A 23073-nucleotide genomic window follows, 5' to 3' on the forward strand; every position below is an offset into this window, starting at 1 on the left:
GTCAGGGTTAACGCATTCGCAAAGCCGCCGGGGTTAACCGGGGGGATCGGCATTTCGCGAGGGCTCCATGACCGACACGCTCGACATCGACGCGCTGCGCGCCGCGCTTCGCGACCGGCCCGACATCGTCACCGGCGATCCGGCGTTGATGGCGGTGGTGCGCGACGCCCTGGCGGGCGAAGGCGTGGTCGATCTCGGCGCGCGCGCGCGCCAGAAGCTCGAAGCCGAACTCGCGAAAGTCCGCGCGACGAACACCGCGCTCATCGCGCTGGCCAAGGCCAATCTCGCCGCTCAGGCGCAGACGCATGCGGCTGTGCTGGCGGTGATGGAGGCGGAGACCCTGTCTGCGCTCGACCGCAAGCTCGCCGGCCGGGCTGCCGGCGCGCTGGGCGTGGATGCGATCCGGGTGTTCATCGAGGGTCATGCCCCCTTGAAGGGCGGCGCCGCGATCCAGGGCTGCTCGCCCGACCTCGTGGACGCGCTGATGGGCGAGAAGGCCGAGCGGCTGGGCCCGGTCGACGCCCGCTTCGCCGACGCGCTTTACGGCCCTGTCGGCACGGGCCTGCGCTCCGAAGCGCTGGCGCGGCTGGAGGTCGGCGGCCGGCCCGGCGTTCTGTGCCTGGGTGCGCGCGACGGCAAGGCCTTCACCCCCGATCAGGGCGCGGACCTTCTGCATTTCCTGGCCCGTGCGCTTGAGCGCCGGCTCGCGCCATGGCTCAAGCACTAGACGCCGGAGCGGCGCGGCGCGCCTTCCTCGCCCATCTGGAAGGGCGGCGGATGAGCCCGCGCACGGTGGAGGCCTATGGCCGCGATCTCGACCAGCTGTTCGAGTTTCTGACCGGCCATCTCGGCGCCCGGCCGCACCTGTCCCACCTCGCAGCGCTGAAAGCCGCCGACTGGCGCGCCTTCCTGGCCGCGCGCCGCATGGACGGGGCGGGGGCGCGCACGCTGCAAAGGGCGCTGAGCTCGATCCGCAGCTTCTTCGCCTATGGACGCAAGGCCTGGGGGCTCGAAAACCCCGCCCTGGGGCTGATCGAAGCGCCGAAAGCGCCGCGCCGCCAGCCCCGCCCGGTGAGCGAAAGCGCGGCGAAGGCGCTGATCGAGGACGCCGGGGCGGGCGAAAAAGAGCCCTGGATCGCCGCGCGGGACGCCGCCGTGCTGAGCCTTCTTTACGGCTGCGGGCTGAGGATTTCAGAGGCGCTCGCCCTGACCGGGCGGCAGGCGCGCCCGCCGCAGACCCTCAGGGTGGCGGGCAAGGGCGGCAAGACGCGGATCGTGCCGGTGCTGCCGGCGGTGAAAGAGGCGGTGGAGCGCTACGCCGCGCTGTGTCCGTTCAAACTTGAGCCTGACGCGCCGCTGTTCCGTGCGGTGCGCGGCGGCCCGCTCAGCGCAAGGCAGGTGCAGGCGTCAATGCAGACCCTGCGCTCCCGGCTCGGCCTTCCGTCGAGCGCGACGCCGCACGCTCTGCGCCATGCGTTCGCAACGCATCTTCTGGCCCATGGCGGCGATCTCCGGGCGATCCAGGAATTGCTGGGCCACGCCTCGCTGTCGACCACGCAGATCTATGCAGGTGTCGACGGGGCGGCGCTGTCGCGCCTGCACGCCAGCACCCATCCCAGAGCCCGCCGCAAGGCGCAGAGCGGCTAGCCGACCTTGATCAGCTCGTCTGTGGGCGCGTCCCAGGGCAGGTGGTGATCTTTCAGGACCGCCATGTTTTCCCGCGCGATGACCCGCGGGACGGCCTCGAAGCCCAGAAGCTCCTTGACCGTGCGGTCGGGATTGCGGGCGAGCAGGATGATCTCCGCGCTGGTGAAATTGCTCATGCCGCGGGCCAGCTCTTCGCCGTCCTCGTCATAGACGTGCAGCACCTCGCCTTTGCCGAACTCGCCCTGGACCTCCACGATGTCGGCCCGGCCGATATCGCCGCGGCCGCCTGACAAGCGCTCGGCGGTGGCGGCGTTGACCGTCAGCCCGCCGGCCTGCTGCAGCCGGTCAGTCAGCCAGATCGACCAGGAGCTGTCGGGGTCGCCGATCGCCACGCATTCGGTGTGCCGGCGCGAACCGTCGAGCACGGCGGAGACCGGCTTGTCCATCTCGCCCTTGGCGATCCGGGTGGTGCAGCCCGCGTTCTGGGCCATGTTCGCCGCGCGCATCTTCGTCAGCATGCCCCCCGTACCCAGTTCGGACACGGACTTGGTCACTTCGAGATAGGCCGAGACGTCTTCGACCCTCGGCACGTGCCGGGCGTCGGGATCGTCGGGGTTCTTGTCGTAGAGCCCGTCCACGCTGGTGAGGATCACCAGCTCCTCGGCCTGGATCATCTGGGCGACCTTGGCGGCGAGCCGGTCGTTGTCGCCCACTTTGATCTCCTGGGTGGTCACCGAGTCGTTCTCATTGACGATCGGCATGACCCCGCGCTCGATCAGACGGGTGATCGTGTTCTTGGTGTTCAGGAAGCGCCGCCGGTCTTCGAGGTCTTCGAGCGTGACCAGCACCTGGGCGATGTCGAAGCCGTATTCCAGCGCGATCTGCTTGTAGGCGTTCATCAGGAGCGGCTGGCCGCAGGCCGCGGCGGCCTGCTTGTCCAGAAGCCCCGCCTCCTCGGGCGCGACGCCCATCACCGACAGGCCCAGCGCGACCGAGCCCGAGCTGGTAAGCACCACGTCCCAGCCCTGCGCGCGCAGCCGCGCGGCGTCCTCCATCACCCCGTGCATGAACGCATAGCGCAGGGTGAGGTGTTCTGAGTTGGCCAGAAGCGAAGATCCGATCTTCAGGACGACGCGTTTACGCTCGGTCAAATGTATCCTCCAAAAGGGCGCGGCGCTGGAGCGGCCGGTTTTGCGGCGCACAAAATACTTTCAGCACGAACTATTACAAGGCGCCCGGCGCAGATCGCTGCAGCCTCACCAAATCGCTAAAATACTGTGATTCAGAAGTGACAGCCGCGCGCCGCATGCCGGCTGCGGTTGCCAGCGTTTGTTTCGGCCTCTAAATGTTGCACCGCATCGCGCCGGGGATCATCGTCGGCGCGGGCTTTTCTGCGCGCCGATGCGGCGCGCGCGTGAGACGAAGGAGACGGCGTGAGCGCGAGCGTACTGATGGTGGGGTGCGGACATATGGGCGGGGCGCTTCTGGCCCGCTGGGCCGAATTGGGCGGTGTGGACTTCACCGTGCTCGATCCCGCCTCGCCGGAGCTGCCTGACGGCGTCGCCCTGCACACAACGCCGGACACGCTGGGCGAGGCGCGCTTCGACGCGATCGTGGTCTCGGTGAAGCCCCAGCTTATCGACGCCGCCATTCCGCCCGCCGCGCGCTTCGTGAAAGAGGACGGTTTCGCGCTGTCGATCGCAGCGGGCGCGCCCACCGCGACGATCTCCAAGGCGGCCGGCGGCCGGCCTTCGGTGCGCCTGATGCCGAACATGCCCGCCCGCATCGGGCGCGGGGTGAGCGGGCTCTACGCCCAGGACCGTGTCCGCCCGGCCCAGCGCGACCTCACCGAGCGCATGGGCGAGGCGGTGGGAACCGCGCTCTGGCTCGCCGACGAAGACCAGATCGACCGGATCACCGCCGCGGCGGGCTCGGGTCCCGGCTATGTCTACGAGTTCGCCCGGGTCTATCAGAAGGCCGCCGAGGAGCTGGGCTTCGACGCCGACCAGGCGCGCGCGCTGGTGCTCGAAACCATCGCGGGCTGCATGGAACTTGCCGCCGAGACCGGCCAGGATTTCGAGACCTTGCGCGATTCCATCATGAGCAAGGGCGGCACCACGGCTGCGGGCGTGAACGCGCTCAACGGCGACGACCAGCTGACCGGGCGGCTGAAGGCCACGCTTCAGGCCGCCTATGACAGGGCCTGCGAGCTGCGCGGCTGACGCGCGCGCCGGGGCCCTCAATGCAAGACAAGAAAGGACGTTCATGACCGCCGAGACCACCACCGGATTTGACGCGACTGCCTATGTGAACCGCCTCGCAGCGCAGGCGAAAGCCGCCGCGCGCGTGCTCGCTGCGGCGACGACCGAGCAGAAGAACACCGCCCTGCGCGAGGCCGCACAGGCGTTGCGCGCCAATCGCGACCGGCTGATCGAGGCCAACAAGAAGGACGTCGAGAGCGTCAGGGACAAGGGCAAGCCCGCCGCCTTCGTCGACCGTCTGATGCTGGACGCGGACCGGATCGAGGCGATGGCCGCGGCGCTCGAACAGATCGTCTCCCTGCCCGATCCTGTCGGCCGTGTGCTGCACGAGACCAGCCGCCCCAACGGGCTGAAGATCGAGCGCGTGGCCACGCCCATCGGCGTGATCGGCATGATCTATGAAAGCCGCCCGAACGTGGGCGCGGACGCCGGCGCGCTGTGCCTGAAATCAGGCAACGCCGTGATCCTGCGCGGCGGCTCGGAGAGCCTGAATTCCACCCGCGTCATCGTGGGCTGCCTGGCCGAAGGGCTGAAGGCGGCGAACCTGCCCGAGGCCTGCGTGACCATGATCGACACGCCCGACCGCGAGGCGGTGGGCGCGCTTCTTCAGTGCACCGAGCATGTGGATCTGGTGATCCCGCGCGGCGGCAAGTCGCTGGTCGCCCGCGTGCGCGACCAGGCCCGCGTGCCGACGCTTCTGCACCTGGACGGCAACTGCCACACCTATGTCCATGAGAGCGCCAAGCTCGACGAGGCGGCCGCCGTGCTCGCCAACGCCAAGCTGCGCCGGACCGGCATTTGCGGCGCGACCGAGAGCCTGGTGGTCGACCGCAAGGTGGCGAGCGCCTTCCTGCCCAAGGCGCTCGACGCGCTGGACGCGAAGGGCGGGTGCGAGGTGCGCGGCGAGCCCGAAGCCTGCGAGATCGACTCCCGCGTCCAGCCTCTGGCCGCGAACGATTTCGATACGGAGTTTCTCGACGCCGTGCTCAGCGTGAAGATCGTCGAGGGGCTCGATGAAGCGCTCGCCTTCGTCGCCGAGCACAGCTCGAACCACACCGACGCGATCCTCGCCGAGGACGCCGGCGCCGCCGAGCGTTTCCTCAACGAGATCGACAGCGCGGTGGTGATGCACAACGCCTCCACCCAGTTTTCCGACGGCGGAGAATTCGGCATGGGCGCGGAGATCGGCATCGCGACGGGCAAGATGCACGCGCGCGGCCCGGTCGGGCTCGAACAGCTCACCAGCTTCAAATACCGCGTCCGCGGCGCCAATCAGACCCGGCCGTAAGGCCCGGCGAAATCAAGGGCATCAACGCCGGCGGGCGTGTTCCGCCGGCGTTTTCATAACGCCGACCAAGAAGGGGGAAGCATGCAGATCGAAGCGATCGTCTCGCTGGCGGGATATTTCATCCTGATGCTCGGCATCGGGCTCTACGCCTACAAGAAATCCACCGACGACGTCTCGGGCTACATGCTCGGCGGCCGCAAGCTGCACCCCGCTGTGGGCGCGCTCTCGGCCGGCGCGTCCGACATGTCGGGCTGGATGCTGATGGGCCTGCCCGGCGCGATCTATCTGTCGGGCCTCAGCTCGGCCTGGATCGCGATCGGCCTGGTGATCGGCGCGTATCTCAACTATCTGCTCGTCGCGCCGCGCCTGCGGGTGTTCACCGAAGTGGCCGACGACGCGATCACCATCCCCGACTATTTCGAGAAGCGCTTCAACGACGACACGCGGATCCTCCGGGTGCTGAGCTCGGTCGTGATCGTGATCTTCTTCACCCTCTACACGTCTTCGGGCGTGGTCGCGGGCGGCAAGCTGTTCGAGGCGAGCTTCGGGCTCGATTACCGTCTGGGCCTGTTCCTGACCGCGGGCGTGGTCATCGCCTACACCCTGTTCGGCGGCTTTCTGGCGGTCAGCCTCACCGACTTCGTGCAGGGCGTGATCATGTTCATCGCGCTCATCATGGTGCCGATCGTGGCGCTGACCCAGCTCGGCGGCTGGAACGAGATCGCCGAGACCACCCGCACTGCAGCGGCGACGACGGACTATCTCTCCCTGCTGCCTGAGACGCTGACCGCGGTCGGGGTCATCGGCATCATCTCGGCGATGAGCTGGGGGCTGGGGTATTTCGGTCAGCCGCACATCATCGTGCGCTTCATGGCGATCCGTACGCTGAAGGACGTCGCCGTGGCGCGCTGGATCGGCATGTTCTGGATGATCGTCACGGTGATCGGCGCGGTGCTCACCGGCATCGTGGGTCTGGCCTTCGTGACGGTGAACGACCTCACGCTCGAGGACAGCGAGACGATCTTCATCCTGATGAGCCAGGTCTTGTTCCACCCCTTCGTGGGCGGCTTCCTGCTCGCGGCGATCCTGGCCGCGATCATGTCCACGATCTCCTCGCAGCTACTTGTCTCGTCGAGCTCGCTGACCGAGGATTTCTACAAGACCTTCGTGCGCCGCAGCGCGAGCCAGAAGGAGCTGGTGTTCATCGGCCGGATGAGCGTTCTGGTCGTCTCGCTGGTGGCGATCGCGCTGGCCTTCGACCGGTCGAGCAACATTCTCGAGCTGGTGTCGAACGCCTGGGCGGGCTTCGGCGCGGCCTTCGGTCCGCTGATCCTGTTCAGCCTCTATCGCAAGTCGATGAGCCGGGCCTCGGCGATCGCGGGCATGGTCACCGGCGCGGCCGTGGTGCTGTTCTGGCTCTACGCCCCCATCACGGTGACCTGGAACGGCGAGCCGGGCGCCAGCCTGTCTGGCGTGATCTACGAGATCATCCCCGGCTTCATCGCCTCCACCCTCGCCATCCTGATCGTCGATGCGATCACCGGCGCGCCCAAGGGCAAGGTGAGGGACCAGTACGAGACGATGGAAAGCGAGATGGAGACGCGGGGCTGATCCGCCGCGCTTGCAAGCTCAGGCCGCGCCCTCTTCGGGCGCGGCCGGCTTCAGCTGCGCCATCAGCTGCTGGATGTCCTTGAGCTTGGCCTTGTTGGCCGGCTCGGCGCTTTCGCCCCGGCCCATCTCCCCGGCGAGCAGGCGCATCGCGCGGGCCTGCGCGTCCTGAAGGCACCGGCCCGTGGGCAGCACCCCGCCCGCGGCGAGCTTTAGAAGCGCCGAGGCGCGATCGAGCGCAGGCCGGTCCCCGCCGGACACGGCGGAGAGGATCTTCGTCTCGTCGAGCAGCTTCATGCCCAGCTGGTCGAACGCGTCGGCCAGCTCGGTCTTGTCCTCGGCCGGGAAGGAGCCCTTGAAGGCGCGCTGCTGCAGGGCGGCGAGCCGGGCCAGGCGCTCGAGCGGCCGGCCGTCGCCGCGCACGAAGAAGCTTTCGGTCTGCGGCGTCTTCAGCTTGGCGCGGACATAGGCGGCGAGCTTCTTCTTGTTCTGCTCGCCGACCAGATTGTCCTCCATCTTGTACAGCCGCTCGATCTGTTCGGCCGGGTCCCTGGTGTTGGCCAGGGCTTCCTCGACCGCTTCGGGCGCGAGCAGCTTGGCCGAGCGGTGGGTGAAGGCGTCCACCAGCGAATCAGGATGCAGGTTCGGCCCCGAGGCCGCGATCAGGCGCTGGGCCAGCTTCCGGGCGAGCTCGATCTCCGCCATCACGCTGTCTGGGCGGAAGCGCTTGGGCGCGCGCAGGGCGGCGAGAATGCGCTTGGCGAGCTCGATATGCGCGCTGGGCAGCTGACGCCGGGCGAATTTCTCCGCCAGCCGCCGCGCGGTGTCCGGCGCGCCGACCAGCTCGACGCAGTTCGGCGAGCCTTCATAGACGCCGGTCAGCCGCTCGACCTCCTCGCCCAGATCGTCGGTCCGCCCCAGCATGGCGCGCACGGTCTGATCGAAGCTCAGCATCTCCGCGATGAAGGCGTCGGCCTGTTTTTCCGCGAAGGCGCGCGCTTCAGGATCGCTGGGCAGGTCGTCGTGCAGGTCGAGCAGCAGCGCGGTCTTGCCGTTATAGTCGCGCGCCTCGGCGAGCCGCTCGGCGATCGCCCGGCGCAGCCGCTTTTCCGGCGAGCCTTCGTTGAAGATCTTTTCGGTGAGCTCGGCGAAGCCCCTGGCCTTGGGCGGCTTTTTCGCGGCCTTGGCTTCGCGGCGGGCCTGCTCGACGCCCTTTTCGACCAGCTCGTTGATCAGCCGGACATAGGCGTGCACCGACGCGTCGGAGGATTGCGCCCGGGCCACGGCGACTTTCTGGATGGCGTGCTGCAGGTCGGTGTCCGATCCGTCGAGCTCCTCGATCAGATCGGGCCGGTTCAGAAGCTCGAGCGGGACCACCTGGCGGCGCTCGAACCAGCCTGAAAGCACGCGCCGGATCGTCTCGCGCGCGGCGGGGCCGTTGAGATCGTCCGGGGTGAGGCAGGGCAGGCTCGCCTCGCCGGTCTTGGCTTCAGGCTCGGTGAAGCGTTCCGGGCCGGTCTCGAAAATGATCCCGCCGCGAAAGGCGTTTTCCTCGGCCACCCAGGTTTCGCGCTGCACCCGGACCGAGCCCTTGGGATGGCGGCGCACCAGAGCCTGGGCGAGATCCATCGCCTCCTGACGGTCCTCGCGCGCTTCCACAAGCGTCCAGGACGCCTTCTTGTGTTTCTTGAGGAAGACCTCGAAATGAACGTCGCGCCGCGCCATGAGTTGTCCCGACCCCCGGATGTGCGGGGGAAGTGTGCCCTGAATACGCTTAATCGCCGGTAACCGTGTCTCTTCACCGGCGCTTTGCCTTGCGGGCCGGGCGCTTATAAGCTGCGCGCAAACTCCGGGTGACGAGGCGGACGGCCCGCCGGCTCGAATTTTTGGAAGGACCGGGTCATGGCTGCGATCGCGCTGGTCGACGACGACGAAAACATTCTGACGACCGTTTCGATGTTCCTCGAACACGAGGGCCATCACGTGCGGACCTACACCGACGGCGCGGCCGCGCTGCCCGCGCTGATCGACAACCCGCCCGATCTCGCGATCTTCGACATCAAGATGCCGCGCATGGACGGGCTGGAGCTGCTGCGCCGGGTGCGCCAGAACTCGAACCTTCCGGTGATCTTCCTCACCTCCAAGGACGAGGAGTTCGACGAGGCGCTGGGGCTCGATCTGGGCGCGGACGACTACATCAAGAAGCCCTTCGCCAACCAGCTGCTCGCCCGGCGGGTGAAGGCCGTGCTGCGCCGGGCCCAGTCCGATCCGATGGGGACGGGCGAGGCGGACGCCAGCGACCAGAAGGCGATCCAGCGCGGCAAGCTTCTGATGGATCCCAACCGGCACGCCTGTCTGTGGGACGGAAAGCCGGTGCGCCTGACGGTGACCGAGTTCCTGATCCTGCATGCGCTGGCCAACCGGCCGGGCTTTGTCAAAAGCCGCGACAATCTGATGGACGCGGCCTACGACGATCAGGTCTATGTCGACGACCGCACGATCGACAGCCACATCAAGCGCATCCGCAAGAAGTTCAAGGACGTCGACCCGGCGTTCGACGGCATCGAGACCCTTTATGGCGTCGGATACCGTTACAAGGAGGCTTGAGCAGGTCCGCGCCGCCCTGTCGGGCCTGCGCGCGCGCCTGCCGGGCTTGCTGCCCTCGCGTGTCGCGGGCTGGATTCTCGGCGTGTATGCGGCGAGCTTTCTGGTGCTGGTCCTGGGCATGGCCGGGATCACGGAGAACCGCCGCGGCCTGGTCGAAGCCAAGATCGTCTCGCTGAGCGATCAGGCCGAGTTCCTGGCCAACGTGCTCGCCGAGGCCGCCATTCCCGAGGAGGCGTCCGAACCCGTCCTCGATCCGGTCGCCGCGCGCGAGGTTCTAAGCCGGCTGCAGACCCTTTACGTGCCCGACGAGACCCGCGCGCTCATCCACACGCCCGGCCCCGAGCTGGTGGCGGATTCAAGCTTCATCGCCGGGGAGATCGAGCAGAGCGTGCTGCCGCCGCCCGGCGTCGCACCCGATGAGGACGCCCACCCGCGCGGGCTGTTCGGACGCGCCGAAGAAGCGATCGGCCGGCTGTTCGCCAGTCCCGAACTGCGCGCCCTGCTGGACCGTTCGCGCGAGGCCGAAGTCACCGCCGCGCTCGAGACCGCCGAGCCGCAAAGCGGCATCAGGCGCGCGCCGAACGGGGCGCGCATCGTGTCGGTCACCGTCCCTGTCGCGCCGATCAAGGCCGTGGTCGGCACGGTGACCTACGAGTCCTACGACCTCGAAGCGCTGATCGCGGCGGAGCGCTATTCCATCCTGCCGTATATCGCGATCGCGGGCGCGGTGATGATGCTCGGCGCGATCCTGCTCACACGCTCCATCGCACGGCCGATCCGCCGGCTGGCGGGCGCCGCCGACAAGGTGCGCCGGGCTGGCGGACGGCGTGTGGAGCTGCCCGATTTCAGCGGCCGCAAGGATGAGATCGGCGAGCTGGGCCGGGCATTCACCGGCATGACCAACGCGCTCTACGACCGGCTCGACGCCATTGAGAGCTTCGCGGCCGATGTCAGCCACGAGATCAAGAACCCGCTCGCCTCGATCCGCTCGGCGGCCGAGATCCTGCCCATCGCCAAGGACCCGGAAAAGCGCGAACGGCTGATCAGGCTGATCGAGCACGACGTCAAACGCCTCGACCGGCTGGTCACCGACATCTCCAACGCCTCGCGGCTGGACGCCGAGTTGTCGCGCGAAACAGTCGGACGGATCGATCTCAAGGCGCTTCTGACCGACATCGCGAACCTTCAGCGGCGCGACGCCCGCCGCGAGATCGCAGTCACGGTGGACGCCGCGCCGGGCCTCATGGTCGCCGGCCATGAAGGTCCGCTCAGCCGGGTGTTCCTCAATCTCGTTGAAAACGCAGCGACCTTCTCGCCCGAGGGCGGGCAGGTGCGCGTGAGCGCGCGCCGCGCGCCGGGCTCGCAGGGCCGGGTCAGGGTCGTCGTCGACGACGACGGTCCCGGCATCCCCGAAGAGAACCTGCAATCGGTCTTCGAACGCTTCTACACCAAGCGTCCCGAGGGCGCGGCCTTCGGCGGGCATTCGGGGCTGGGCCTGGCCATCGTCCAGCAGATCGTGACCGCTCACGCCGGCCGGGTCTGGGCGGAGAACCGGACCGGACCGGACGGCGCGCGGCTTGGGGCGCGTTTCGTGGTCGAATTGCCAGGCGCGGACTGAGGCCCGCCTGCCTGCTGTGACCGCACGGGGCTTTTCGCGGGCGCGAAAGCGCGTTTACATATGCGCACCGGAACTGTCCTGAGAGGCTTGCTGCAGCGCATGATCGGCATCGTCGTCGTCACCCACGGCCGTCTGGCCGACGAGCTGGTCGCCGCCACCGAACACGTGGTCGGCCCGCTGGACGCCTGCGCGTCGATCTCCATCGGGCCTGACGACGACATGGAAAAGCGCCGCGAGGACATTCGCGCGGCGGTCGAGGAGGCCGACCAGGGCGACGGGGTGGTGATCCTCACCGACATGTTCGGCGGCACGCCGTCCAACCTCGCCATCTCGCTTCTGGACAAGGACAAGATCGAGGTGATCGCCGGGGCGAACCTGCCCATGCTGATCAAGCTCGCCGAGGCGCGCGCGCGTCTGGGCGTGGCCGAACTCGCCGACAGCGCAGCCGAGGCCGGCAAGCGCTATATCGCCGTGGCGTCCCGCATTCTCGACAGCGCGTCGTGAGCGCCTCGCGCACCGTCACCATCTGCAATCAGCGGGGGCTGCACGCCCGCGCCTCGGCCCGCTTCGTCGCCGAGGCCGCCCGGTATGACGCTGTGGTCACCGTCGCCCGCGAGGGCGAGAAGGTGCGCGCGGATTCGATCATGGAGCTGCTGATGCTCGCCGCCGGTCCGGGCGCTCAGATCACGATCAGCGCCGAAGGAAACGACGCCGAAGCCGCGCTCGACGCGCTGGCGGGCCTTGTCGAGTGCGGGTTCGACGAGACCGACTGACCGCCGGTCCCGCCTTTCACCTTGATCAGCTGTCCTCGCGCGGCGCAGGCGCAGCGAAGATCGGCACGACATTGTCCGGGAGCGGACGGCCGGGATTGAGCGTGCGGGTTTCAGGCCCGCCCGCGGTCTCGAGCTCGGGCTCGCCCGGCGCGGGGTCGGGCGTGCGGCGCGCGACCGGCATGGGCGGGGGCGGGGGCAGCACGATGGCCCGGGCGGCGTAGCGCGGATCGGTCTTAAGCCGCTCGGCCTCTTCAGGATCGAGTCCGCCGTCGGCGTGCGCGTTCGGCCCGTCCGCCTCGCCCGCGCTCAGCGCAGGCTCGAGCGGGCGCTCGTCTTCGCTGGCGACGACGTCTTCGCTGGCGGCTACATCGTCCGTAGACGGCGCTTCAGCTTCCACCGGGTCCGGCTCGGCCTGGTCCACGAGCGCGTCCGGCTCGGCTTCGGTCTCGGTCGCAACCTCGACCTCGGCTTCGGCGGCCACCGTCTCTTCAGCCGTCTCGGCTTCGGGCAGGGCGGGGTAGCGGCGCTCGGGCGCTTCACCATCCGTCGCCGTCTCCGCGTCGATCGCGGCTTCCGCAGGCGCTTCGAGCGTCTCGGCTTCGATGTCGCCGGGCTCCGCCTCGCCTTCGAGACGGCTCAGCGAGGCGGCGACGGCGCCGGCCGCACCGGCCCCGACGAGCACGTCGGAGTCATCATCGGAGGCGGGGTCGCCATCTTCTGAAACCGCGGCTTCATCATCGGCGGCCTCGTCGCGCGCGGCGCGGACGGTTTCTTCGGGCGCCTCGGACAGGAGATGGTCGGCCAGAAGCGCGATCCGGCGCTCGAGCCGGGCTTCGTCCGAGAGCCGGTTCCACACCCCGCCGGCGAGGAAGACGGCGGCTGCGATCCCGAGGCCGGAGACGAACGGCGTCACGGCTTCGGCCGGACCGCCGAAGCCGAGCGCCGCAGCGCCGATCCCGCCCACGAAGAGCGGGGCCCACAGGAGGCGCCAGGAGCGCGCGCCGAAGACCACGATTGCGGCGAGAAGCGCGATCCCGCCGAACGCGGCGGCCGGACCCCAGGCGCCGAGGCCCGGGCGGATCTGTTCGAGCAGGGCGGTGACCGGCGCGGCGGCGACGGCCATGTCGAAGCTGGCGATCGGCGGCACGGACGCCGCGGCGAGCGCGAACACGTCGAAGCGCGGCAGCGGGGCTGCGGCGGCGGGAATAAGCTCGGCGAGGAAGGTGTGCAGGAACGGCCAGACCGAGGCGAGCGCGGCGAGCGCGAACAGGCCCATGGTCAGCGTCCAGTTCACGTTGCGCGCGATCCCGGATCGGGACAGCACCGCGCTGGCGCCGGGATGGGTGCGCGTCCAGGTCCCGCGGGCGTGATTGACCACCGCGACCGGGCGCGAGCGGCGCTCGGGTCCGGGCTGCAGGCGCAGAACGGTCGCCTGATCGCCGGGTTCGAGCGCGAATTTGCTTTCACTCAGGCGGACCGTATGCCGGGCGCCGTCGAAATCCTGAAGCCGGCGTTCGTCGCTGCGCGCGCGGGGATCGGCTCCGATCGCTTCGCCGGAGGCGGCGTAGAAATCAAGGCTTTTGCGGCCGTAACGCTGGCTGGCGTAGGCGGTCGGCAGGTTCGCCATCTGACGTCTTTCCCTCGATCGGCGCGCGTCGGCGGAAGGCCTTCAAGGCGCGCGGTGTCACCCCTCGGAAACTCGCGCCGGACCCCGTCCCCTCGGCCCCTCGCGGCACGGCGCGTTTCCTTAACAGGAGGTTTATACAAGATCGGGACCGGTTTGAGAAATGATGGAAAAATTACGGCGTAGCGGACCGATTTGATCCGGGCGGGCGGCGGCGTTATACCCCGCTCGTCCCGCGCCGGGACGGCGCCCGCCGTTCCGCACCGATCCGACAGCAATAAAGGGCAGCGCCCATGACTCTCCTGCACGCCGGCGCCGACGGCGAAGACTTCTACGTCAAAGACATCAGCCTCGCCCGTTGGGGCCGCATCGAGATCGAGATGGCCGAGATCGAGATGCCCGGCCTGATGGCGCTGCGCGAGGAGTACAAGGGTAAAAAGCCGCTCGCAGGCGCGCGCATCGCCGGCTCGCTGCACATGACCATCCAGACCGCTGTGCTGATCGAGACCCTGGTCGAGCTCGGCGCGGAAGTGCGCTGGGCCTCGTGCAACATCTTCTCCACCCAGGACCAGGCCGCCGCCGCGATCGCCGAGAAGAAGATTCCGGTCTTCGCCTACAAGGGCGAGACGCTGCGCGAGTACTGGGAGTTCGCCGACGCCATCTTCCACTGGCCGAACGGCGAAACCGCCAACATGATCCTCGACGACGGCGGGGATGCGACCATGTATCTCCAGCTCGGCACCAAGGCGGAGGAAGACCCCTCCGTGCTCGGCGAGCCGAAGTCCGAGGAGGAGAAATTCCTCTTCGAAACCATCAAGCGCCGCATCGAGAAATCCCCGGGCTGGTTCAAGAAGGCCAAGTCCGCGATCAAGGGCGTATCCGAAGAGACCACCACCGGCGTCATGCGGCTTTACCAGATGGCCAAGCGCGGCGAGCTCGCCTTCCCGGCCATCAACGTCAACGATAGCGTGACCAAGTCGAAATTCGACAACCGCTACGGCTGCCGCGAAAGCCTGGTGGACGCGATCCGCCGCGGCACCGACGTGATGATGAGCGGCAAGACCGCCGTGGTCTGCGGCTATGGCGACGTGGGCAAGGGCTCGGCGGAATCGCTGGCTCAGGCCGGCTGCCGGGTGTCGGTGACCGAGGTCGACCCGATCTGCGCGCTTCAGGCCTGCATGGACGGTTTCGCCGTGGTGCGCCTGGAAGACGTGATCGAGGACATCGACATCGTGGTCACCGCCACGGGCAACAAGGACGTCGTCACCGTCGATCACATGCGTTCGATGAAGAACATGGCGATCGTCTGCAATATCGGCCACTTCGACAACGAGATTCAGGTCGAGGCGCTGAAGAACTTCCAGTGGACGAACGTCAAGCCGCAAGTGGACCTGGTGGAGTTCCCCACCGGCAACAAGATCATCCTTCTCTCCGAGGGCCGTCTTGTGAACCTGGGCAACGCCAACGGTCATCCCAGCTTCGTGATGAGCTCGTCCTTCACCAACCAGGTGCTCGCCCAGATCGAGCTCTGGACCAAGGGCGACCAGTACGACAACCAGGTCTACATCCTGCCCAAGCACCTCGATGAGAAGGTCGCAGCTCTGCATCTGGAAAAACTCGGCGCCAAGCTCACCGAGCTCAGCGCAGAGCAGGCCGACTATATCGGCGTCGAGCAGAAAGGCCCGTTCAAGGCCGAGCACTACCGGTACTAGGCGCAGCGACGCCCCACCGGGACGAAACAGCCCCCGCCGGAGCGATCCGGCGGGGGTTTTCATGTCCGCGCCGTCTTGCGGGCCGCGCCCGCCTCGCGTTTAGTCCGGGCCATGCGCTCACTCCTTCTCGCCACCCCGCTCCTGCTCGCCGCCTGCACGCCGATGACGGGGCTCAATCCGCTCGTCGATCCGCGCGAGCGCGGGCCGTTCATCGCCAGCTCCGACATGCCGGTCCCGCCCAATGTCGAGCGGGCCGCCGACACCAGCCAGTGCGCCGGCGAGCCGCTGAGCGCGGTTTCCGCCAGCCTGCCCGACTATCCCGCGCGCGGCTGGTCCAGAGGGCTTCAGGGCTGGTCGATCGTGCAGTTCGACGTTTCCGAGAGCGGTGAGACTGCAAACGTCCGCGTCGCGCGCGGCGTGCCCGGCGGCAGCTTCGACACCGAGGCCGAGCGCGCGGTGCGCGACTGGCGCTTCCGCCCCGTCTCCCGCCCGCTGACCGGCTGCGTGGTGCTGTTTGAATTCACGCAAGGCGAAGTGCGCATCGGGTGATCGCGCGCTTGGCCTGAGGGGCGCCGGCGGTTAGCCTCGCGGTGCACTCGAACTCCGGAGCCCGTGATGCGTGTAATTTCCGCCCTGTTCCTCGCGCTTTTCGCGAGCCCCGCTTTCGCGCAACAGCAGCCGCCGCTTCTCCAGTTTCTGATGCCCGGAGACGGAGACGTGCGCGAGCGGCTGGACGCTTACGACACGCTGATCACCGGTGCGTGCGAGGATCGCGCATGGACCGAGCCCGAGACGGTGGAAGCCTCCGCCGGGCTGGCCGGCCTCATCGCTCAGGGCGCGCTGCCTCGAGGGACGACGCGCACCGTCTCGACGCTCACCGCGTCAGGCTGCGAAACCGAGCCGCGGCGCCATCGCTACGAAGTGCTCTCCGTACCTGTCGTGAACATCGACATGCATTATCTGGGCTTTGTCGGCGAGACGCGCGTTCCGGCGATCAACCTCCTGGACTTCACCCAGCAGATCGCGATGGCCGCGGGAATCCTGACTGAAAAGCATGGCGCGTGTTCCGACCAAGAGGCGATGAGCGCTCTGGCGATCGTCGATACGCGAGACGACGGCGAGGTGTCGCTCGAGACCTATCTAGAACAGCGTGGTCCCGCCGAGGCGCCCGCCCCGGCGGTGTCCGCCTGGCGGGAGACCTGGACGCTCCGCTACTGCCCGGACGCCGAGGCGGACATCGACGTCTATCTCGGCGATCATGGCGAGGAGGGCGGGATCGGCATTGCGATCGGGCTGGATCCCTAAGACCAGACCCGGACCGGGCCGCCCCTCCCACCCCGCCTCATTGACGGTCGCGCGCGGATTCACCTTCCGGTAAGATGCGATTCGCGCCGCCTTGCGCCGCTTCGCCGCGCGCCACGCCTTCCGGGGGACACACAGCGCCATGGCCGCACCAGAGCCGGTCCAGCTCGCAACGCTCGTCGTCACTGCAGGCGCGGTGGCTTTCGCGCTCGCCGCGTCGGTCTGGGCCTACAAACTCACCGCCGGGGTCCGGCGCGCCCGCACCGCCTGGCGCGACAAGGTTTCAAGGCTGGAAGACCGGGTCCGTCGCGCCGAAAGCGTGTTCGCGGCCCATCCGGGCCTGGTTCTGATCTGGGACAGCCCGCCCGACCCGGATGCGCGCGACTGGTCGAAACCCGCCATTCACGGCAGCCCCGCAGCGCTCGCCTCGATGGTGGAGTTCGCAGAACTCGGCCAGGGCGTGGCGAAATCCGGCGACGCGGGCGCGGAGATCCTCGACGGGCTGGCCGATTTCGAAGCCTTCGGGCCGGGCGGGGAGACCACCACGCTGCGCCAGCGCATGGTCAAGCTGATGGACCGGGGCGAAGCGTTCTCGATCCGCATTTCCGGGCCTTCGGGCCGGGTGATCGAGGCCGAGGGCCGGCCCGCCGGCCGTCAGCTCGCTTTGTGGCTGGCCGACGCCTCCGCCGGCGGCCGGCAGGCCGCTGCGCGCGGCGGGGTGGCGGAAACCCGCGCCGCGGCGTTCGAGGATCCGGCCGCGTTCGAGGACATGGTCCGCCGCCTGCCCGCCCCGGCCTGGCGCATGAACGCCGCGGGACGGCTCAGCTTCGTCAATCCCGCCTATGTCGAGGCGGTCGAGGCGAGCGACGCCGAGGACGCGCTCTCCCGCCAGATCCTGCTCGAGCCGGGCCTGGCCGACCAGACGCGCGAGGCGCTGAAAACCGGCGAGCCGAGGCTCGGCGTGCGTGGCGCGGTGCTGGCCGGCCAGCGCAAGCTGATGCGCTTCGTGGTGTTCCCGGTGAACGGCGGCGCGGCGGGGCTCGCGATCGACGTCACCGAGGGCGAGGAGGCCAAGGCCGCGCTCAAGCGCTTCCGCCAAGCCCATGACGAGACGCTCAACCACATGGCCGAGGCGGTGGCGATCTTCGACCGCGCCAAGCGGCTGGTGTTCTACAACACCGCGTTCTCGAAGCTCTTCGATCTCGAAGAGGCCTTCCTCAACGACCGGCCCGCGCACGGCGCGCTGCTCGACCGGCTGCGCGAGCGGCGCAAGCTGCCCGAACAGCTCGACTATTCGAAATGGCGCGAGAGCGAGCTGGCCCATTACGAAGCCGCGCCGGACGCCTCCACGCCTGACGAGCTGTGGCCGATCGGGGACGGGCGCACGCTGCGTGTCGCGCGCCAGCGCCACCCGATGGGCGGGCTTCTGCTGATCTTCGAGGACATGACCGACCAGCTCGCCCTGCAGGCGCGCTACAACACCCAGCTCAAGGTCCAGCGCGCCACGCTCGACAAGCTGCACGAGGCGGTCGCGGTGTTCGGCTCCGACGGCCGGATGAAGCTGCACAACGCCGCGTTCGAGACGCTGTGGCAGGCCGAGGGCGAAGCGCTGATCGAAGCGCCGTTCGACGATGTCGCCGCAACGCTCGCCAAGCTTCACCCCGACACCACCGCCTGGGCGGAGCTGAAGGCGCGGATCACCGATCCGAGCCCGGAAAGCCGCAAGCCGGTGAAGGGCGAGATCCGCCGCGCGGACGGCCGGGAGCTGACCTATCTGACCCGGCCGCTGCCCGACGGGGCGACCCTGATCGCCTGGGACGACGTCACCGACTCCCGCCGCATCGAGGCCGCCCTGCGCGACCGCGCCGAGGCGCTGGAAGCCTCCGAGCGGATCAAGACCGAGTTCGTCGAACATGTGAGCTATCAGCTCAGAACCCCGCTCACGACCATTCACGGCTACGCCGATCTTCTGGCCGGCGGGTTCGCAGGGGAGCTCAACGAGCGGCAGACCGACCATATGGGCGCGATCCAGTCCGCCTCCGCCCAGCTGGGCAAGCTGATCGACGACATTCTCGACATCGCCGCCATCGACGCGGGGCGGCTGGAGCTCGAACTGGGCGATGTCCAGCTCGATGCTCTGTGTACGGAAGCCGCCGATCTGATCGCCGCGCGCGCCGAGCACGCCTCGGTCAAGCTCGCCGTCAGCGCCGAGGCTGAACTGCCGCTCGCGCGCGCGGACGCCAAGCGGCTCAAGCAGGTGCTCTATAACCTCCTCACCAACGCGCTCGACCATGTGCCCGCCGGCGGCACGATCGAGGTGGGCGCGGATGTCGAGGACGACGAGGCCGTGCTCTGGGTGGCCGACGACGGCGAGGGCATCGCGCCCGAACGCCAGGCCACCGTCTTCGAACGCTTCGAGCGCGGCGAGGGCGGCGGCGCGGGGCTGGGCCTGGCGCTGGTCAACGACATCGTCCGCCTGCACGGCGGCTGGGTGGCGCTTGAAAGCGCGCCGGGCGAGGGCACGCGCGTGACCTGCCGCCTGCCGCTCGCCGCAGCCTCGGAAAACGCTGCGCCCGAACTCGACCTCGCCGCGCGCCGCAGCGCCGAGTAATATCCGCCATTCAGCGTTGCGCGGGCGGGGCTGAGGGCGTTACATCGCCCTTGAGCTGCGAAGCGGGGCTTCGACCATGACCGGCGAACGCGAGAACAACCTGCCGATCGTGGTCGGGGTGGGCGCGTCCGCAGGCGGCCTCGAAGCGTTGATGGAGCTGGTGCACGCCATCCCCGAGGACAGCGGGATGAGCTACGTGATCGTCCAGCACCTCGCCCCCGACCATAAATCGATCATGGACGAGCTTCTGAGCTCGCACACGCCGATCCCGGTGAAGAAGATCGAGGACGGGGCGGCGCCCGAAGCGGACATGATATTCGTCATCCCCGCTGGTCCCTCCGTGGTGCTGGAGGGCGGCCGGTTCAAGCTTATCGAGCGCGACGCCGCCGCCACCCTGCGCACCCCGATCGACAAGTTCTTCAACTCGCTCGCCGAGGAATGCGGGCGCGACTCATTTTGCATCGTCCTGTCCGGCACGGGGACGGACGGCACTGAAGGCCTGCGCGCGGTGAAGGCCGCCGGCGGGATCGGGATCGTCCAGGACAGCGACAGCGCGCGTTTTCCCGGCATGCCCGACAGCGCGGCGGCGACCGGGCTCGTCGACTTCGTGCTCAAGCCCGACGACATGCCCAGCTGCATCGCCGACATCGTCGAGCACCGCCAGGGCCGGAGCGGCCGGCGCGACACCGAGGCGCGCCAGAAGGAGATCGAGGAGAAGCTCGACATGATCCTCGACGCGCTCGGCGAGGAGGGCGGCGCGGACTTCACCAAGTACAAGCCGGGCACGCTGGTGCGCCGTGTGGACCGCCGCATGGTGCTGCGCCGCCAGCGCACCGTGGACGGATATGTGAAGTCGCTGCGGCGCGAGCCCGAGGAGCGGGCCCGGCTGCTGCAGGATTTCATGATCGGGGTGACGCGCTTTTTCCGCGACCCCGAGGCCTTCGAGGTGCTGCGCGCCGAAGCGATCGAGCCGCTGGCCGACAGCGATCAGGACGAGTTCAGGATCTGGACGCCGGGCTGCTCGTCCGGGGAAGAGACCTACACCGTCGCCATGATGATGATCGAGGCGATGGAGAAGACCGGACGGCGCCGCGCGCTCAAGGTTTTCGGCACCGATATCGACAGCGCCGCGCTGCGGCAGGCGCGGTCGGGCTATTTCTCCGAAGGCGCGCTGGCCGAGGTGGGCGAAGCGCGCCGCGAGCGCTTCTTCCGCAAGGAGAACGGAAGCTGGCGGGTCTGCGCCGAGCTGCGCGAATCCTGCGTGTTCGCGCCGCACAACCTGGTCGAGGACCCGCCGTTTTCACGGCTTGATCTGATCACCTGCCGCAATCTCCTGATCTATCTGACCGATCGCACCCAGGCGAACGTCATTCCGCGCTTTCATTACGCCCTCAATCCGGGCGGATTCCTGATGCTCGGCGGTTCTGAGTCGATCGGATCGCAGGGCCGGTATTTCCGGACGATCGACCGCACCCACCGCATCTTCAAGCGCCAGGACAGCGTACCGCCGGGGTTCAGCGCCCTGAGCTCGGAGCGCTTCGAGACGCGCACCCGCACCCCGAGGCTGACCGCCCAGGCCCGGCCGATGGACCGGACCGATATCGGCGGCGCGCCGACCCGGCCCGACCAGACGATCGAAACCGAGGCCGAGCGGCTCTATCTGCGCCGCTACGCCGCCCCCTTCCTGGTGGTGAACCATCAAGACGAGGTCACCTACGTCTCGGAGGCGATGGCCGACCATGTCCGGCCGCGCAAGGGCGCGCCGTCTCTGGCGGTGGAGCAGTTCGTCGCCGAGGGGCTGCGCCCCGCAGTGCAGACCGCGCTGGCCAGGGCCCGGCGCAACAAGGCCGAGGCGGTCAGCCGCAACGCCGTGGTCAAGGACGACGGCGAGCCGCGCCTGGTCGATGTGATGGCCGCCCCGGTCAAAGAGGGGTCGGGGGAGTACATCCTGGTCCTGCGGCCGGTGCGCACCCAGGGCGCGGCGGATCTGGAAAAGGCCGGGACGCCCGACGCTGACGATTCTGCGCTGCTCGAACACGAGCTGGCGAACGCGAAGACCCAGCTCAACCAGGCGCTCGCCGACTATGAGAGCATGGAGCAGGAACTCCGGACCACGAACGAAGAGCTCCTGTCGATGAACGAGGAGCTGCAGAGCTCCAACGAAGAGCTCGAGACCAGCCGCGAGGAGCTGCAGTCGATCAACGAGGAGCTCGAAACGATCAACGCCGAGCTCACCGAGAACAATCGCCAGCTCGCCCGCGCAAACTCGGACCTGAAGAACCTGTTCGAGTCCACCGACGTGGCCACGCTGTTTCTCGATTCCAACCGCTGCGTGCGCCTGTTCACCCCCCGCCTGACCGAGCTGTTCGGCGTGCGTGACCGCGATGTCGGCCGGCCGATCGCCGATCTGGCCTCGCGGGTGAATTACCCCGAGCTGGAAGACGATGCGCGCGAGGTCGGCCGGACCCTGCAGCCGCTGGAGCGCGAGGTGACCAGCGAGGATCCCGGAGCGCGCACCTTCATCGCCCGGGTCCGGCCCTACCGCACGGTGGAAGATCGGATCGACGGGGTGGTGATCACCTTCTTCGAGATCACCCAGCGCAAGCGCAACGAACGCCAGCTGGAGGAAAACGCAGAGGTCCTCGCCCGCCAGTACGCTGAACTCGAAACGCTTTACGACACCATCCCCGTGGGCCTGAACCTTCTGGACCGCGAGCTGCGCTATCTGCGCATCAACGAGCGCCTGGCGGAGATCAACGGCTATCCGGCGGCCGACCATATCGGCAAGACCCAGGAGGAGATGCTGCCCGAGATCGACGCCGAGGTGCGCGAAAAGCAGCAGAAGGTGCTCGATACGGGCGAGCCGATCCTGGGCACCGAGGTCAGCGGCGTCACCCCGGCCTCCGACGAGATCCGTCACTGGATCGTCGACTATTATCCGGTTCACAGCCGCGAGGGCGAGGTCGTCGCGGTGGGATCGGCGGTGCGCGAGGTCACCGGGGAGGTCCGCCTGCGCGCCGCGCTGGAGGAGAGCGAGGCGCGCCTGCGCCGGCTGTTCGACCAGGCGCCGGCCTTCATCGCGATGCATAAGGGCCCCGAGCACGAATACATCTATTTCAATCCCGCGCTTCAGGACACGCTGGGCGGGCGGCCGCTCCAGGGCCGGCCGATCGCCGAGGCCGTGCCCGAGCTCGAAGGGCAGAACGTGATCGAACGGTTCGATCACGTCTTCAACACCGGCGAGGCCGATTTCACCGAGGAGTTCCAGGCCTCGCTTCTGATCGACGGCGAGGAAAGGCTCGGCTGGTACCGCCAGATCCTGCAGCCCTGGTACGACGCTCGAGGCCATGTCGGCGGCGTGATGAGCTTCGCCTTCGAGATCTCCGACATTGTCGAGGCCCGCCATAGCGCCCAGCGCAACGAAGAGCGCAAGGAATTGCTGCTCAACGAGCTTCAGCACCGGGTGAAGAACACGCTGGCCACGACCCTGTCGGTGATGCGCTTCACCGCGCGGAACGCGGACTCGATCCCTGACATGGCGAAGAAGCTCGAAGAGCGCCTCTCCGCCATCGCCAGAACCCATGACGTGCTCACCGAGGCCGAATGGGCCGGCGACAGCCTGACCGGGCTGATCCGCCGGGAGCTCGCCCCTTACGCCGACCCGGACGGGGATCGCGTCGTGATCACCGGCGAGGACGTCACCGTTACGCCCAAACAGGCCCTGTCGCTGTCCCTCGCGCTGCATGAGCTGACCACCAACGCGGTCAAGCACGGCGCCCTGAAGGCCGGTGAAGGCCGGGTCGAAGCGGCGATCGCCGGAGGCGCGGAGACGATCGAGCTGGTCTGGCGCGAGCTCGGCGGACCTGAAATCGACAGCGCGCGTGAAACTGCGCCCGGCTTCGGTTCGTTCTTGTTGGAACGAGTTCTGGCCGAGGAGCTGCGCGGGGAGACGACGTTCGATCTTGCAAAAGACGGGCTCGTCTGCACGATCCGCTTTCCGGCCAATGGCGGCTGACAGGATA

The 23073-nt window shown here is 68.4% G+C and carries 17 protein-coding genes; 14 read left to right on the forward strand and 3 right to left on the reverse strand.

Going from position 1 to position 23073, the window contains the following annotated elements; all coding sequences use genetic code 11:
* Positions 1-67 precede the first annotated feature (67 nt).
* Both ABL308_05995 and ABL308_06000 read left to right on the forward strand, forming a co-directional pair.
* Entirely contained in the window at positions 68-727 is a 660-nt protein-coding gene (locus ABL308_05995) for a DUF484 family protein (GenBank protein ID XBQ17430.1), read from the forward strand.
* A complete protein-coding gene (locus ABL308_06000) occupies positions 712-1647 on the forward strand; it encodes a tyrosine recombinase XerC (GenBank protein XBQ17431.1) in 936 nt (311 codons plus the stop codon). The genes ABL308_05995 and ABL308_06000 overlap by 16 nt, the downstream gene beginning before the upstream one ends.
* Here the strand turns inward: ABL308_06000 and proB are convergent.
* Entirely contained in the window at positions 1644-2798 is a 1155-nt protein-coding gene (gene proB / locus ABL308_06005) for a glutamate 5-kinase (GenBank protein ID XBQ17432.1), read from the reverse strand. The genes ABL308_06000 and proB overlap by 4 nt on opposite strands.
* Positions 2799-3080: 282 nt before the next feature.
* Between proB and ABL308_06010 the strand changes: the two genes are divergently transcribed.
* The 3 genes from ABL308_06010 to putP all read left to right on the forward strand — a co-directional run bounded on the left by ABL308_06010 (position 3081) and on the right by putP (position 6807).
* The gene (locus ABL308_06010) at positions 3081-3869 is read left to right on the forward strand and encodes a pyrroline-5-carboxylate reductase (protein XBQ17433.1); all 789 of its coding nucleotides are present in this window, start codon (positions 3081-3083) and stop codon (positions 3867-3869) included.
* A 43-nt stretch (positions 3870-3912) separates the two neighbouring features.
* On the forward strand, positions 3913-5196 hold the full coding sequence (locus tag ABL308_06015) for a glutamate-5-semialdehyde dehydrogenase (GenBank protein XBQ17434.1): 1284 nt from the start codon (positions 3913-3915) through the stop codon (positions 5194-5196).
* Between the two features lie 81 nt (positions 5197-5277).
* Positions 5278-6807, forward strand: a complete 1530-nt coding sequence (putP, locus tag ABL308_06020) for a sodium/proline symporter PutP (GenBank protein XBQ17435.1) — start codon at positions 5278-5280, stop codon at positions 6805-6807.
* An 18-nt stretch (positions 6808-6825) separates the two neighbouring features.
* Here putP and ABL308_06025 read toward each other — a convergent pair whose 3' ends face one another.
* Positions 6826-8529: a hypothetical protein gene (locus tag ABL308_06025; GenBank protein ID XBQ17436.1), complete on the reverse strand. Its 1704-nt coding sequence runs from the start codon at positions 8527-8529 to the stop codon at positions 6826-6828.
* A gap of 177 nt (positions 8530-8706) precedes the next feature.
* On the opposite strand from ABL308_06025, the gene ABL308_06030 reads away from it, so the two are divergent.
* From ABL308_06030 to ABL308_06045, 4 genes are all read left to right on the forward strand, one after another.
* Positions 8707-9411, forward strand: a complete 705-nt coding sequence (locus ABL308_06030) for a response regulator transcription factor (GenBank protein ID XBQ17437.1) — start codon at positions 8707-8709, stop codon at positions 9409-9411.
* Positions 9380-11029 (forward strand): stimulus-sensing domain-containing protein, encoded by a 1650-nt coding sequence (locus tag ABL308_06035; GenBank protein XBQ17438.1) that lies wholly within the window; start codon positions 9380-9382, stop codon positions 11027-11029. The genes ABL308_06030 and ABL308_06035 overlap by 32 nt, the downstream gene beginning before the upstream one ends.
* A gap of 99 nt (positions 11030-11128) precedes the next feature.
* Positions 11129-11533 (forward strand): PTS sugar transporter subunit IIA, encoded by a 405-nt coding sequence (locus ABL308_06040; protein ID XBQ17716.1) that lies wholly within the window; start codon positions 11129-11131, stop codon positions 11531-11533.
* A complete protein-coding gene (locus ABL308_06045) occupies positions 11530-11802 on the forward strand; it encodes an HPr family phosphocarrier protein (GenBank protein XBQ17439.1) in 273 nt (90 codons plus the stop codon). The genes ABL308_06040 and ABL308_06045 overlap by 4 nt, the downstream gene beginning before the upstream one ends.
* A 25-nt stretch (positions 11803-11827) precedes the next feature.
* On the opposite strand, the gene ABL308_06050 is transcribed toward ABL308_06045, so the two are convergent.
* Positions 11828-13429 (reverse strand): hypothetical protein, encoded by a 1602-nt coding sequence (locus ABL308_06050; GenBank protein ID XBQ17440.1) that lies wholly within the window; start codon positions 13427-13429, stop codon positions 11828-11830.
* A 290-nt stretch (positions 13430-13719) separates the two neighbouring features.
* Between ABL308_06050 and ahcY the strand changes: the two genes are divergently transcribed.
* The 5 genes from ahcY to ABL308_06075 all read left to right on the forward strand — a co-directional run bounded on the left by ahcY (position 13720) and on the right by ABL308_06075 (position 23066).
* Positions 13720-15138: an adenosylhomocysteinase gene (ahcY, locus tag ABL308_06055; protein ID XBQ17441.1), complete on the forward strand. Its 1419-nt coding sequence runs from the start codon at positions 13720-13722 to the stop codon at positions 15136-15138.
* A 111-nt stretch (positions 15139-15249) separates the two neighbouring features.
* The gene (locus tag ABL308_06060) at positions 15250-15687 is read left to right on the forward strand and encodes a TonB family protein (GenBank protein ID XBQ17442.1); all 438 of its coding nucleotides are present in this window, start codon (positions 15250-15252) and stop codon (positions 15685-15687) included.
* Positions 15688-15753: 66 nt separating this feature from the next.
* Positions 15754-16443 carry a hypothetical protein gene (locus tag ABL308_06065; protein ID XBQ17443.1) on the forward strand — a complete coding sequence of 230 codons (690 nt, stop codon included), beginning with the start codon at positions 15754-15756 and terminating at the stop codon, positions 16441-16443.
* 139 nt (positions 16444-16582) lie between these two features.
* Complete coding sequence (locus ABL308_06070) at positions 16583-19051, forward strand: ATP-binding protein (GenBank protein XBQ17444.1); 2469 nt, start codon at positions 16583-16585, stop codon at positions 19049-19051.
* Positions 19052-19127: 76 nt separating this feature from the next.
* On the forward strand, positions 19128-23066 hold the full coding sequence (locus ABL308_06075; GenBank protein ID XBQ17445.1) for a CheR family methyltransferase: 3939 nt from the start codon (positions 19128-19130) through the stop codon (positions 23064-23066).
* The last annotated feature ends 7 nt before the right edge of the window (positions 23067-23073 follow it).

The organism is Oceanicaulis sp. (genome assembly GCA_040112665.1).
GTDB lineage: Bacteria > Pseudomonadota > Alphaproteobacteria > Caulobacterales > Maricaulaceae > Oceanicaulis.

Coding starts and splice junctions, on each gene's coding strand:
- ABL308_05995 (XBQ17430.1), top strand. CDS start 68: ATGACCGACACGCTCGACATCGACGCGCTGCGCGCCGCGCTTCGCGAC.
- ABL308_06000 (XBQ17431.1), top strand. CDS start 712: ATGGCTCAAGCACTAGACGCCGGAGCGGCGCGGCGCGCCTTCCTCGCC.
- ABL308_06015 (XBQ17434.1), top strand. CDS start 3,913: ATGACCGCCGAGACCACCACCGGATTTGACGCGACTGCCTATGTGAAC.
- putP (XBQ17435.1), top strand. CDS start 5,278: ATGCAGATCGAAGCGATCGTCTCGCTGGCGGGATATTTCATCCTGATG.
- ABL308_06025 (XBQ17436.1), bottom strand. CDS start 8,529: ATGGCGCGGCGCGACGTTCATTTCGAGGTCTTCCTCAAGAAACACAAG.
- ABL308_06030 (XBQ17437.1), top strand. CDS start 8,707: ATGGCTGCGATCGCGCTGGTCGACGACGACGAAAACATTCTGACGACC.
- ABL308_06035 (XBQ17438.1), top strand. CDS start 9,380: ATGGCGTCGGATACCGTTACAAGGAGGCTTGAGCAGGTCCGCGCCGCC.
- ABL308_06040 (XBQ17716.1), top strand. CDS start 11,129: ATGATCGGCATCGTCGTCGTCACCCACGGCCGTCTGGCCGACGAGCTG.
- ABL308_06050 (XBQ17440.1), bottom strand. CDS start 13,429: ATGGCGAACCTGCCGACCGCCTACGCCAGCCAGCGTTACGGCCGCAAA.
- ahcY (XBQ17441.1), top strand. CDS start 13,720: ATGACTCTCCTGCACGCCGGCGCCGACGGCGAAGACTTCTACGTCAAA.
- ABL308_06060 (XBQ17442.1), top strand. CDS start 15,250: ATGCGCTCACTCCTTCTCGCCACCCCGCTCCTGCTCGCCGCCTGCACG.
- ABL308_06065 (XBQ17443.1), top strand. CDS start 15,754: ATGCGTGTAATTTCCGCCCTGTTCCTCGCGCTTTTCGCGAGCCCCGCT.
- ABL308_06070 (XBQ17444.1), top strand. CDS start 16,583: ATGGCCGCACCAGAGCCGGTCCAGCTCGCAACGCTCGTCGTCACTGCA.
- ABL308_06075 (XBQ17445.1), top strand. CDS start 19,128: ATGACCGGCGAACGCGAGAACAACCTGCCGATCGTGGTCGGGGTGGGC.